This window comes from Kitasatospora sp. NPDC058492 (assembly GCF_042720685.1).
Taxonomy (GTDB): Bacteria; Actinomycetota; Actinomycetes; order Streptomycetales; family Streptomycetaceae; genus Kitasatospora.
On the sequence record NZ_JBHXMU010000039.1, the window covers coordinates 1 to 12,704 of the forward strand.

7 protein-coding genes are annotated in these 12,704 nt (G+C 71.9%); 2 read left to right on the plus strand and 5 right to left on the minus strand.

Going from position 1 to position 12,704, the window contains the following annotated elements:
* Positions 1–519: 519 nt before the first annotated feature.
* Entirely contained in the window at positions 520–2,700 is a 2,181-nt protein-coding gene (locus ACFWPI_RS24350) for a DEAD/DEAH box helicase (RefSeq protein ID WP_380371766.1), read from the minus strand.
* Positions 2,701–2,901: 201 nt separating this feature from the next.
* Entirely contained in the window at positions 2,902–4,581 is a 1,680-nt protein-coding gene (locus ACFWPI_RS24355) for a DUF885 domain-containing protein (RefSeq protein WP_380371769.1), read from the minus strand.
* Between the two features lie 427 nt (positions 4,582–5,008).
* Here ACFWPI_RS24355 and ACFWPI_RS24360 point away from each other — a divergent pair, with 427 nt between their 5' ends.
* Positions 5,009–6,136 (plus strand): NADH:flavin oxidoreductase, encoded by a 1,128-nt coding sequence (locus tag ACFWPI_RS24360; protein WP_380371772.1) that lies wholly within the window; start codon positions 5,009–5,011, stop codon positions 6,134–6,136.
* A gap of 312 nt (positions 6,137–6,448) precedes the next feature.
* Positions 6,449–7,474 carry an alcohol dehydrogenase catalytic domain-containing protein gene (locus tag ACFWPI_RS24365; protein ID WP_380371775.1) on the plus strand — a complete coding sequence of 342 codons (1,026 nt, stop codon included), beginning with the start codon at positions 6,449–6,451 and terminating at the stop codon, positions 7,472–7,474.
* Between the two features lie 62 nt (positions 7,475–7,536).
* Here the strand turns inward: ACFWPI_RS24365 and ACFWPI_RS24370 are convergent, their stop codons facing one another.
* From ACFWPI_RS24370 to ACFWPI_RS24380, 3 genes are all read right to left on the minus strand, one after another.
* Entirely contained in the window at positions 7,537–10,194 is a 2,658-nt protein-coding gene (locus ACFWPI_RS24370) for a SpoIIE family protein phosphatase (RefSeq protein WP_380371778.1), read from the minus strand.
* Positions 10,195–10,527: 333 nt separating this feature from the next.
* A complete protein-coding gene (locus ACFWPI_RS24375) occupies positions 10,528–11,511 on the minus strand; it encodes an alpha/beta hydrolase (RefSeq protein ID WP_380371781.1) in 984 nt (327 codons plus the stop codon).
* A 53-nt stretch (positions 11,512–11,564) separates the two neighbouring features.
* Positions 11,565–12,632 (minus strand): alcohol dehydrogenase catalytic domain-containing protein, encoded by a 1,068-nt coding sequence (locus ACFWPI_RS24380; RefSeq protein ID WP_380371784.1) that lies wholly within the window; start codon positions 12,630–12,632, stop codon positions 11,565–11,567.
* Positions 12,633–12,704 lie beyond the last annotated feature (72 nt).

Sequence of the window (12,704 nt, forward strand, 5' to 3'; positions counted from 1 at the left end):
TCAACATATCTGGCGTTGACTTTTGGCACGCTGTTGAGTTCTCAAGGAACGGACACTTCCTTCGGACCGCCTTCCAGCGGGCCCTCCGGGCGCTTTGTTCTTTCGTGTTTCCAGCTTACCAGATGTTTTCCGCCCCGTTTCCGGCGCTTCGTTCATCCAACTCGCTGGTGTCTTCTGCGGCTTTATGCCCCGTCCGACGTTTCAAACTCTAGCCGACCCCTGCTCCGAAAAGCGAATCAGCCGCAATCCAATAAAACGAGCACGCCGAATAGGAACCAAGCCGCGACAAGACGCGACCCGGCTCGAACCAGGAGGTGGTGTTTCAAGAGGATTGGCCGCCCCGGGACCGTCCGCGCCGATGCGTGTCCGGTGCTCCCTGCCGAGCGACTGGGAGACAGTACCCCCTATTCAGTGCCCGAAACAAACGCCCAGCCCGGGACCGCGCAGGTCTACCCCTGCGAGCCCCTGCCAGCCCCTCCCGACCCCTACCGACCCGCCACAACGCCCCCGGTCACAACGTCAGGTCGCAGCACCGTTGGCAGCCGTCCGGGCGAGGCGCAGTTGTTCCTCCTCCACGATCAGCGCGGCCAGCGACTGCTCCGAGACGTCGACCGCTTCAGGAGTCGATTCGGCCACGTCACTGCGGCGCGCGTAGTCGTCGAACAACTGGCTCTTCGCGCGAAGGATCTCCACCATCCGCTGGTCGACGCTGTCCACGGCCAGCAAGCGGTGCACCTGCACACGCCGGACCTGGCCCATGCGATGGGCTCTGGCTATCGCCTGGCTCTCCATGGTGGGCTTCACCTGGGGCTCACAGAGGATGACGACCGACGCCGCCTGGACGTTCAGTCCCACACCGCCGGCCTGGATCTGGCTCAGCAGCACCGCATGGCCCTGCACGGCGGCGAACTCGTCCACGACGTCCTGCCGTCGGACAGCGTCCAGGCCTCCGTCGATCGGGCCGAAAGCACGCTGCCCCAGAGCGTCCTGGACGACCCGCAGGACATCGCGGAAGAACGAGAAGACAACGACCTTCAACCCGTTCTCCGCAGCCTCGTCGACGACCTCCATCAGCCGCAGCAGCTTCGCCGACCCTTCCGGGTCCGCGTACGCGGCACGGCGCATGGCCATGAAGTTCCCCTCGGCGACCGCCGAACGGTAGGCGACGAGATCGGACGCCGACAGTTCCTCCCATTCGTCGACATGAACGACGTCGGGGAGCTCCGTCAGGACGTCCCGCTGGTTGCGGCGCAGGTAGGCCGGTGCCACTGCCTTGCGAAACGACGTCGGCCCTGCGGCGGCCGAACTGCTGTGGATTCCGGGCAGAAGATCAGGCTGCAGATAGCGGACCAGGTTCCGGAACTCCTCCACCCGGTTCTCCATCGGGGTGCCGGTGAGGAACAGGACGCGGTCGACGCGGTCGGTCCACTCGGCCACCGCCTGCGAGCGCTTCGTGCTGTGGTTCTTGACGTAGTGGGCCTCGTCCACCACGACCATGCCGACCGTGACGTCCTCCGGGACCTCCAGGCGACGCAGTCCGTCGAAGGTCACGACGGCGACACCTCCGCTGCGGAGCCATTCGGTGCGCGCCGCTTCCCGCTCCTGGCCGTGGAATCGGAACGCCCTCAACGTGCTGCGCGACTCGATCTCCCTGATCCAGTTGATGAGGACGCTCGCCGGGCAGACGACGAGGAAGTGTGCGCTCCCGTGCGCCCGCAGATGCGCGAGCGCGGCAATCGCCTGGATCGTCTTCCCGAGGCCCATCTCATCGCCGATGATCACCCGCTTCTGGGCGAGGGCGAAGCGGGCTCCGAACGCCTGGTAACCACGGAGCGGGACCGTGCACCGGGTGTCGTCCAGCGGCTCGGCCCGGACCCGGTCCGACAGGCTCTCCGGGAGGAAGCCCTCGGAGGCGGTGAGCCCGTCGGAGCCGAATCCGGCGAACTCGCCCAGGACGCCGTAGAACTCGGCCGAGCGGACTTCGAACTCCGCCCAGGCCTCGATGTCCGTGGCCAGTGGGCGGAGGAGGTCCACCGAGGCCTGGGCGAAGAGCATGGACGTTCCTCGGCCCTCCGCCTCCGCGAGCAGGGCGTCCAACCGGTCGACCGCGGCGAACGCCTCCTGCCGGCGCTGCCGCCCGGCGAACAGGCCTCTCACAACGCCCCGGGCCGGCTGGGCGGCGGCGATCAGGGCGGCGGCCTCGCCGGCGACACGCTCCGCCAGCTCCCTGGCCCGTCTCGCATCGGGCCCGGCGGCGACCAGCCGTTGGAGTGCGACGACCAGCGCGGTGCCGGCCGCGTCCTGGTGGTCGACGTCCAGCCGGATCGCCACGGCCTGCTCGGCGGCCCGGGCGATCTGCCCGGCGGCGGCGATGGCCTGGAGAGCGCTCTGGGCTCCGATTCCGGGCAGCAGTTGGAGCGTGTAGGGCGTGGCGTCCACCACCTGCCGCACGGTCCTGATCCCGGCGGCCTCCAACGCGCCGACGCGCAGACGCCCCTCGGTGACATCCCTCAGCCGGGCCACCGGAATGCCGTCCAGTTCGTCGCGGACCAGCTGGCCCCGCAGACCGGCCGCGGCCTGGCGCACGTGCTCGACAGCACCCTGGTGATCGTCGACGACCGCGCGGGCGACCGCATGGAGCCGCTCCCCGTCCGCCAGCACGACCTTGGGCTTCCGGACGGCGCGCTGCCTCTCTCCCACCTACGGCTCCTGTCCCGACTCGACCCTGCGGCACCCTCTCCGGGCGTCCACATGATTCCATCCAGGCACCGCCGACCGCCCCGGATTCCCGACCACACCCCCGGCCGCCCAGCGGCCCCGCGGCCCCGGCGGAGTCTCCGGGCCGGGGGCGCCCGGGCGTCCGTCTCGATCGACGGCGGTCACCCGGCCGTCAGCCGGCGGTCACAGCGCTGCCAGGGCTGCCTCCAGGTCGTCCAGGCCCAGGGAACCCTGCCGCAGGGCCTTCATGTGCCAGTGCTTGAGGTCGAAGTCGGCGCCCAGCCGGCGGCGGGCCGCCTCGCGGCCGGCCAGCCAGGCGCGCTCGCCGAGTTTGTAGCCGATGGCCTGGCCGGGCCAGCCGAGGTAGCGGACGATCTCACTGTGCAGGTGGGCGGGCGCCAGACCGACGTAGTCGGCCATGAAGGCGGTGGCCAGCTCCGGGGTCCAGCGCTCGCCCGGGTGGAACGGGGAGCCCGCCGGAATGACGCTCTCCAGGTGCATGCCGAGGTCGACGATGACGCGGGCGACGCGCATCATCTGCTTGCCGAGGTAGCCGAGGCGGCGTCCGGGATCGGTGAGGAAGCCGAGCTCGTCCATCAGCCGCTCCGCGTACAGGGCCCAGCCCTCCACGTTGGCGCTGATCTTGCCGAGGGTGACCTGGTAGCGGGACAGCTGCTCCGCCGCCGCGGTCCAGGAGGCGAGCTGCAGATGGTGCCCGGGGACGCCCTCGTGGTACCAGGTGCTGACCAGGCGCCAGGTGCGGAACCGCTCCTGCGCGTCGCCGTTGGCCGGCGGGAGGAAGGTCCGGCCCGGGCGGGCGAAGTCGAGGCTCGGTCCGCTGTAGTACGGCGCGGCGGCGCTGCCGGCCGGGGCGATCCTGGTCTCGACCCGGCGCAGCGGGCCGGTGATGTCGAAGTGGCGCCCGTCGAGTGCCTCGATCGCGTCGTCCGTGATCTGCTGCAGCCAGCCGCGCATCTGCTCGGCGCCGTGCACGGTGTGTCCGTGCTCGTCCAGGTGGGCCCGGGCTTCCTGGACGGTGGCGCCGGGCAGCACCCGTTCGGCCTCTGTGCGCAGCTCGGCCCAGACCCGGTGGAACTCCTCCCAGGCCCAGTCGTAGGTCTCGTCCAGGTCCAGGTCGGCGCCGGTGTACCGGCGGGCCCCGAGCAGGTAGCGCTCGCGGCCGACGGCGTCCGGCGTGCCTTCCGCAGCGGACCGGTAGCTGTCGCGGAGCCAGTCCCGGAACGCGGCCACGGCGGCGGTCGCCTCGTTCGCGGCGGTGTCCAGTTCGGGGCGGAGCCGCTGCGGCGCGGGGGCGACGAACTCGGCGAACCAGCCGGGGCCCCCGGCCGTCTCGCCGGTCCACGCGGTGAGCTGCGCGCACAGCACGTCGGCCTGGCGGGGCGCGGCGAGCAGTTTGCGGGCGACGCCCTCCGCCAGCGTGGCACGGTAACCGTCCAGCGCGGCGGGCAGGTTGCGCAGTCGGCCCAGGACCGGGGACCAGTCGTCGTCGGTGGCGGTGGGCATCATCGTGAAGATGCCCCGGAGCTGGTGCACCGGTGTGTGCAGGTTCCGCACGGCGCGGAAGTTCTCGCCGGCCTCGTGCACCCGCACCTCGGCGTCGAGCCGCTCGCGCAGCAGCCGCGCGCACACGAGCTCCGCCGGATCCCCGTCGGGCCCGGCCTCGGGGACGGCGTCCAGACGCGCCAGCGCCTCCCGCGCGAGCCGGACCGTCTCCTCGACGCCGTCCGGCGACAGGTCGGGCATCCGGTCGTCGCCCGGAGCCAGGCCCAGGGACGTGGAGGTGACGGGATCGTGTGCGGCGACCCGGGCCACGTAGTCGTCGGCGATCTGTCGTGGAGTCATCGTCAGCTCCTTCGGTCGGCGATCGGTCGCGGTACCAGGCGTAGGAGGCCTTCGGGGTGCGCCGCTGCGCCACGAAGTCGCTACGCCGCGAAATCACTGCGCCACGAAGTCACCGCGCCGCGAAGTCGCTGCGCCACGAAGTCGACGTGGACGAGTCCGGAGCGCCGGCGGAAGGCCTCAGGCCGTCGAACACGTCGTGATTGTAGCCAGGGTCCGCCCTCCCGCCCCGGACGGCCGCCAAGTCCGCACCGCAGCAGACGGGTTGGGCCACAACCGGGCGCGACGGGACGGCCGCCCCCGCCGGCGCACAGTGGCGCTGATCACAGCAGGATTCGCGCAGTCGGCGAAATGCGGGGGCCTCCCAGGTTGTTTGCACAGGCAACCAATTCCGCCCCGGCGCACTCCACCGGTACCCACGAGGGATCCCATGACCGTCACCGAGCCCGCAGCCTCCCGCGCGGCCGAAATCCTGTCCCGGCCCGTCACGCTCAACGGGCTGACCGTTCCCAACCGCATCGCGATGGCGCCGATGACGCGCAGGTTCTCCCCGGGCGGCGTGCCCGGCGAGGACGTGCGCTCGTACTACGCCCGCCGGGCCGCCGCGGGCGTCGGCCTGATCATCACCGAGGGGACGTACGTCGGCCACGAGTCCGCCGGCCAGAGTGACGACATCCCGCGCTTCCACGGCGAGGAGCAGCTGGCCGGGTGGGCCCGCGTCGCCGAGGACGTCCACGCGGCGGGCGGCACCATCGTGCCGCAGCTCTGGCACATCGGCATGGTGCGCCAGCAGGGCGACCCGCCGTTCGCCGACGCGCCCGCCGTCGGCCCGTCCGGGATCCGGCTGGACGGCACCGAGGGAACGGGCCGGGCGATGACCCGGACCGATCTGGACGCCGTCATCGGCGCGTTCGCCGAGGCCGCCACGGCCGCCGAGCGGATCGGCTTCGACGGCGTCGAGCTGCACGGCGCCCACGGCTACCTGCTCGACCAGTTCCTGTGGGCGGGCACCAACCGCCGCACCGACGCCTACGGCGGCGACCCGGTGGCCCGGACGAAGTTCACGGCCGAGCTCGTCGCCGCGGTGCGAGCGGCCGTCTCCCCGGAATTCCCGGTGATCTTCCGCTACTCGCAGTGGAAGTCCGAGAACTACGAGGCCCGTCTCGCCGAGACCCCCCAGGAGCTGGAGGCGGTCCTCACCCCGCTCGCCGAGGCCGGCGTCGACGCCTTCCACGCCTCGACCCGCCGCTACTGGGTCCCCGAGTTCGACGGCTCGGACCTCAACCTGGCGGGCTGGACCAAGAAGCTCACCGGCCGGCCCGCCATCACCGTCGGCTCGGTCGGCCTCGACGGCGACTTCGTCGGAGCCTTCAGGGGCGAGGGCTCCCCGGTCCAGGCCATCGACAACCTGCTCGACCGGCTGGAGCGCGACGAGTTCGACCTGGTCGCCGTCGGCCGCGCCCTCCTCCAGGACCCGCAGTGGGCCGCCAAGGTCCTCTCCGGCCGCCACGCCGACCTGCGCCCCTACGACGCCGACGCGCTCCGCACCCTCAGCTGACCACCACCCCCCGAGGACCCGGCCGCGCGGCGAGCACAGCGGGGCCGGGCCCCTTCGGGCTCCCGCAGGACCGCTCCGGCAGAACGAGGTGTCAACAAACTTGCGTGAGCGGTGATTTCGGACGAAGTCGACACGGACGAGGCCGAGGGGCCGCTGGTGGCCCTCGGCCTGCTGCTCCCACTGCCCTGCGCAGTGGCCCGTACGGCCTTATGGTGAAGAAAGGCCCCCCGGATGGACCCCTGAGCAGCCTGCCGACGTACGGCGACGACTTCCCGGAGGAGCGCCGATCATCTTCCCGGAGGAGCGCTGATCATGAGTACCTATCGAGTGGCACAGGCGACCGCCCCGGGCGGTGCGCTCCACCCGGCCGAGCGAGAGGTGCCGCAGCCGGGACCCGGCCACGTGAGGATCGCCGTGGAGGCGTGCGGCGTCTGCCACTCCGACACACTCTTCGTGAACGCGGCGCTACCGGGTGTGTCGTTCCCCGTGGTGCCCGGACACGAGATCGCCGGGCACATCGAGGAGTTCGGCGAAGACACTCGGGACCGTGGATGGCAGATCGGCGACCGGGTGGCGGTCGGCTGGTTCGGCGGCAGCTGCGGCCACTGCAAGCCGTGCCGCCAGGGCGACTTCATCGTGTGCCGGAACCTGAAGGTCCCGGGATGGACGTATGACGGGGGCTTCGCCGAGAAGGTGATCGCGCCCGCCGACGCACTGGCCCGGATCCCCGACGAACTGGCGGCGGGCGACGCCGGGCCGATGGCCTGCGCGGGCGTGACCACGTACAACGGGCTGCGGCGCAGCACCGCCCGGCCCGGCGATCTGGTCGCGGTGCTCGGGCTCGGCGGGCTCGGGCACCTCGGGGTTCAGTACGCGGTCGCGATGGGCTTCGAGACGGTGGCGATCGCCCGGGGAGCCGAGAAGGCCGGCTTCGCCGAGCAACTGGGCGCCCACCACTACGTCGACAGCACCGCCGGCACCCCGGTCGCCGAGGCGCTGCAGTCCTTCGGCGGCGCCAGGGCCGTGCTGGCCACTGCCGGGAACTCCGAGGCCATCGCGTCCACGCTGGACGGCCTGGCCCCGCGCGGGGAGCTGGTGGTGATCGGGGCGGACGCAGCTCCGATGGCGATCAGTCCGGCCGGACTGCTCATGGGTGCCAACGTCGTCCGGGGCCATCCGTCCGGCACCGCGCAGGACGTGGAGGACACGATGGCGTTCAGCGCCCTGCACGGCATCCGCCCGATGACCGAGACCGTGCCGCTGGACCACGCCGAGGAGGCGTACCAGAAGATGCTCGCCGGGAAGGCCCGCTTCCGGATGGTGCTCACCACCGGCTGACCCGGATCGACCCCCACGGGCCTGCCCCGGCTGCGGGCCTGCCGAGCATGGGCTTTCCCCGGCTACTCGAGCATGGGCCAGGCCATCGAGGCACTCGGCTGCAGCGACTGCTCGGCCCAGATGATCTTTCCCCAGGGCGTGTAGCGCACGCCCCAGCGCTCGGCGAGCCGGGCGACGAGGAACAGGCCGCGGCCACCCTCGTCCTCGGCGGCCGCGTAGCGCAGGTGCGGGGCGGTGCTGCTGGTGTCGGCGACCTCGCAGATCAGCGTGCGGTCGTACAGCAGCCGCACCTTGATCGGTTCGGTCCCGTGGCGAATGGCATTGGTCACCAGCTCGCTGAGCACCAGTTCGGTGACGAACACGGCCTCCTCAAGGCCCCACTCGGTGAGCTGTCGGGTCGCCTCGGCCCGCGCCCGGCCCACGGCCTCGGGGGTCGCGGCCACTTCCCACTCGCTGGTCCGATCGGGTGCCAGCACCTGGGTGCGGGCGACGAGCAGGGCGATGTCGTCGGTCTGGCGGACGGGCAGCAGGGCGTCGAGCACGGCATCGCAGACCTCCTGGGGCGACCGGTCGGCGCGGCCCAGGGTGGCGGTGAGGACGTCCAGGCCGACACCGATGTCGCGGGTGCGGTCCTCGATGAGGCCGTCGGTGTAGAGGACCAGGTTGCTGCCCTGGGGCACCCGTACCTCCGTGGCCTCGAAGGGCATCCCGCCCAGGCCGAGCGGCGGACCGGCGGGAAGGCTGAGGACCTCCACCGTGCCGTCCGGGTGGACGAGGGCGGGCGGCGGGTGGCCCGCCCGGGCCAGGGCGCAGGTGGCGGTGGTGGGGTCGTAGATGGCGTAGAGGCAGGTGGCGCCGGTGATCGCGAGCTCGCCCTCGGCTGCCGCCGTCTCCTGGTCGATGTGGGCGACCAGTTCGTCCAGGTGCCCGAGGAGCTCGTCCGGCGGCAGGTCGAGGGTGGAGAAGTTCTGGACCGCGGTGCGCAGGCGGCCCATGGTCGCGGCCGCGTGCAGGCCGTGGCCGACCACGTCCCCGACGACGAGCGCGACCCGGGTGCCCGACAACGGGATGACGTCGAACCAGTCGCCGCCGACCCCCGCCTGGGCGGGGAGGTAGCGGTAGGCGATGTCGAGGGCGCTCTGCTCGGGCAGCGCGCGCGGCAACAGGCTGTGCTGAAGGGTGACGGCCATCATGTGCTCGCGCGTGTAGCGGCGGGCGTTGTCGATGGACACGGCGGCCCGGGCGGCCAGCTCCTCGGCCAGGGACAGGTCCTCCTCCTCGAAGGGACCTCTGTCACGGCTGCGCCAGAAGCAGGCGATGCCCATCAGCACACCCCGTGCCGACAGCGGAACGGCGATCAGCGATGCCAGGCCGAACTCCAGCACCGCCTGCGTACGCTCGGTGTCCTGCATGCGCCAGCCGGCGTCGGTCGCCAGCTCGGTGACCAGCGTGGGACGCCCCCCGACGAAACCCGCCGCCTGCGGGGTGCCCCGGTCCCACCTGACCAGCTCCCCTCGGGGGTACAGCGGCGAATCGTCCCGGGCGCCCGCGAGCGCCACCCGCTGCAGCTCCACCGGGGCATCGACCACCAGCACCCGTGGTTCCTCGCCGTCCAGGACCGCTTCGGCGAGGTCGACAGTGGCGTAGTCGCAGAATTCGTGGGCGGCCGTCCGGACGAGCTCCTCCGCGGTGCGCCGGACGTCCAGGGTCGTGCCGATGGCCAGGCTCGCTTCGTACAGCAGCCTGAGCCGGCTGCGGGCGACCTCCGCCCTCCCCGCGAGGGCGCGCAGTTCGGTGGAGTCGCGCAGGGTGGTGACGCTGCCCGACGGTCCTCCCCCGCTGTCGGTGGGGCGGCTGTTGACGGCCAGCAGGCGGTCTCCGACGGGGAGCACCTCGTCGGTGACCGCACGGTCGGAGAGCAGCAGTTCGGCCGTGCGGGGGGCGAGGCCGAGGTCGGCGACGGTACGCCCCTCCACATCGGGCGGCAGGTCGAGCAGGCGGCGCGCCTCGTCGTTGGCGAGCAGGACCCGGCCGTCGCCGCTGACGATGGCCACGCCCTCGCGCACCGCGTGCAGCACCGCGTCGTGGTGCTCGTACATCCGGGTCATCTCTTCCGGCCCCAGGCCGCGCGTCTGCCGCAGCAGACGCCTGCCCACCAGCGCCGTACCGGCCGTGGCCAGGCCCAGCGCCAAGGCGCCGACGCCCAGGACGACCGGCAGCTGGCGGTTGAACGCGCTGCTCACGTTGGAGACCTTCATCCCGGACGAGACGATGCCCACGACCGCCCCGTGGGAGTCCTCCACCGGGACGACCACCTGGTACTCGGAGCCGAGTGGGCCGTTCACGTCCTCGATGGTGACCTGGCCGTGCAGCGACGGCCCGATGGTGCCGATGAACATCTTGCCGATCAGCTCCGGATCGGGGTGGGTGTAGCGGATGCCGTTGCGGTCGGTCACCACGATGAAGTCGACCCCGGCAGCCGTGCGGGCCGCTTCGGTCAGCGGCTGGAGCACCGCGCTGGGGTCGGGGCCCTGCATCGTCGCCACCAAACCGGGACCGTGGGCGAACGCCTGGGCCGCGGCGAGCGTGCGGCCGCGCGCCGCTTCGAACCGGTCGCTGCGGGACTGGACCAGCAGCACGACGACGGCCGTCACCACGAGCAACAGCACGATCAGCACCTGCAGGACGAACATCTGACCGGCGACACTCCGGATGCTCATCACCGACCACAGGCGATGCGCCGACTGCTCCCGCGGGGCTGAGCGTGGGTGTCGCCGCTCACGACGGCTACCCGATCGACGCAGGGGCAGCCAGGAGGAGCGGCCCGTGTCTCTGGCCATACACCCATGATCCACCGCACCCCGGTCACGAGCGGGCCACACTACGCTGATGGGGGCGAAGCGCAGGTGGCAGCGTGTCCCGCCGCAGCACCGAACGGCTCACCCGCCCCGCGGCCGGCCGGCCGCCCCTCACCGTTCCTCTCCTCCCTCTCGTCTCCTCTCCTCTCGTCTCCTCTCGTCTCCTCCACGACCGAACAGTCCTCGGCGCGGATGTCAGGCGGGGGACGGGGAGGTGTGGAACTGGCGGGTGAGGTAGTTGGACCAGGTCTGGTGGAAGGTGGTGGCGAGTCGGGAGTGGGGGGCGATGAGGTCGAAGGCGTGGTAGGCGCCGGGGTAGAGGTGGAATTCGACCGGGACGCCGTGGGCCCGCAGGCGGGTGGCGTAGTCGAGGTTCTCGTCGCGGAAGCAGTCGAGGTCGCCGACGGTGATGAAGGTGGGTGGCAGGGCGCTGAGGTCGGTGGTGCGGGAGGGGGCGGAGTAGGGGCAGACGTCGTCGGTGCCGGCGCGGTCGCCCAGGATCGCCTGCCAGGCGAGGAGGTTGGTCGAGCGGTCCCAGATGCCGATGTCGGTGATCTCGTGGCTCGATGCGGTGCGGTTGCGGTCGTCGAGCATCGGATACGTGAGTGATTGGAACAGGGGTGTCACGCCGCCGCGGTCGCGGATCAGGAGGGTCGTGGCCGCCGCGACGCCTCCGCCGCCGCTCTGGCCCGCGATGCCGATGCGGGTGCCGTCCAGGCCCAGGGCGTCCGCCTCGCGGCCGAGCCACTGGTAGGCGGTGAAGCCGTCCTCGGCGGCGCCGGGAGCGGGTGTCTCGGGGGCGAGCCGGTAGTCGACCACGGCGACGGCGCAGCCGAGGCTCGCGCCCAGCCGGGTGAGCCACGGGTCGTCCTGGGCGGCGAAGCCGAGGACCTGTCCGCCACCGTGGAACCAGAGCAGGACCGGCAGAGGTCCGGGCGCTCCGGTGGGGCGCAGAAGGCGGATCGGTACGTCGGGGCCGTCCGTTCGGCGCGCGAGGTGCGTCTCGATGGTGACCGACGGGTCGCCTGGCTGGGCGTCGGCGGCGGCCTCGGCCTGGGCGCGGAACGCCGCGCGCGTTGCGGCGAGGTCCGTCAGGTCGAACGCGCCGTTGGGGGTCATGGGGACCGCGTCGAGGGCCAGGCTCAGTTCCTGGTCCATCAGTTGACGGGATGCGGGCATGGCCGTTCCTGCTTTCGGGGGGAGGTGTTTCGAGGGGGTCTGGGGGAGACGCTTCAGGGGCGGAACGAGTCGATGACGACCACGCCGGTGGGTCCGTACGTCTCCAGGGACTCCAGGACCTCGCTCGCCTCGTGGAGGCCGACGGTGCGCGAGACGATGCGGCCGGGGTCGAGGCGGCCGGCGGCGATCATGTTCAGCATCGTGCCGAAGCGCTGGCCCTGCATGCCGAAGGCGCTCAGGAACTCCAGCTCCTTGACCATCATGACGTCGACCGGCAGCGCGACGTCCCCCCGTTCCGCGGCGGTGGTGTGTCCGAGCTGGAGGTGGCGGCCGCGGGTGCGCAGGGAGAGGACGGAGTTGCGGCAGGCGGCGGCGATGCCCACGGCGTCGACCGACACGTGCGCACCGCCGCCGGTGAGGGCCTTCACCGCTTCGGCGGGGTCATCGGTCGCCGCGTTGACGGTGTGGACGGCGCCGAGCGCGCGGGCGGCGTCCAGCTTGTCGTCCGTGATGTCGATCGCGATGACGTTGGCGCCCGTCGCCGCGGCGATCTCGACCGTCGACAGTCCCATGCCGCCCCCGGCGCCGTACACCGCGACCCATTCGCCGCCGCGGACCTTCGCCTGGTCGACGACGCCGTGGAAGGCGGTCATGTAGCGGCAGGCCAGCGCGGCGACGTCCACGAAGCCGACGCCCTCCGGCACTTCGACCAGGTTGACGTCGGCGAAGCGGACCATGACGTACTCGGCGAAGGCGCCCCAGTAGGACACCCCGGGTACGAGCGAGTCCACGTGCTCGCAGACGTGCTGATTGCCGCTGCGGCACATCTCGCACGCGCCCTCGCCGGGGTTCATCGGGAAGATGACGCGGTCACCCTCCTTCCACCCCCGCACCTCGCGGCCGACCTCCACGACGGTGCCGGCGAACTCGTGGCCGAGGACGAACGGGGCCTCGACACGCGGCCCGCCCGTCCAGAACTCCCCGGCCCACAGGGCCCAGTCGGTCCGGCAGATCCCGTTCGCCCCGACGCGCACGATCGCGCCGTCCGGCGGGCAGGAGGGATCGGGCACGTCGCGGATGACGAGCGGCTTGTGGAGTTCCTCGATGACTGCGGCGCGCATGGCGCGGCCTCCTCGTGCTTGGAGTCGACGGGAGCGGGGAGCAACCGCCTGAAGTCCACCGGTTCAAGTGGT

Bases quoted from the DNA above. Each gene is read 5' to 3' on its own strand.
- ACFWPI_RS24355 (WP_380371769.1), bottom strand. From the start codon at position 4,581: ATGACTCCACGACAGATCGCCGACGACTACGTGGCCCGGGTCGCCGCA.
- ACFWPI_RS24375 (WP_380371781.1), bottom strand. From the start codon at position 11,511: ATGCCCGCATCCCGTCAACTGATGGACCAGGAACTGAGCCTGGCCCTC.
- ACFWPI_RS24365 (WP_380371775.1), top strand. From the start codon at position 6,449: ATGAGTACCTATCGAGTGGCACAGGCGACCGCCCCGGGCGGTGCGCTC.
- ACFWPI_RS24370 (WP_380371778.1), bottom strand. From the start codon at position 10,194: ATGAGCATCCGGAGTGTCGCCGGTCAGATGTTCGTCCTGCAGGTGCTG.
- ACFWPI_RS24380 (WP_380371784.1), bottom strand. From the start codon at position 12,632: ATGCGCGCCGCAGTCATCGAGGAACTCCACAAGCCGCTCGTCATCCGC.
- ACFWPI_RS24360 (WP_380371772.1), top strand. From the start codon at position 5,009: ATGACCGTCACCGAGCCCGCAGCCTCCCGCGCGGCCGAAATCCTGTCC.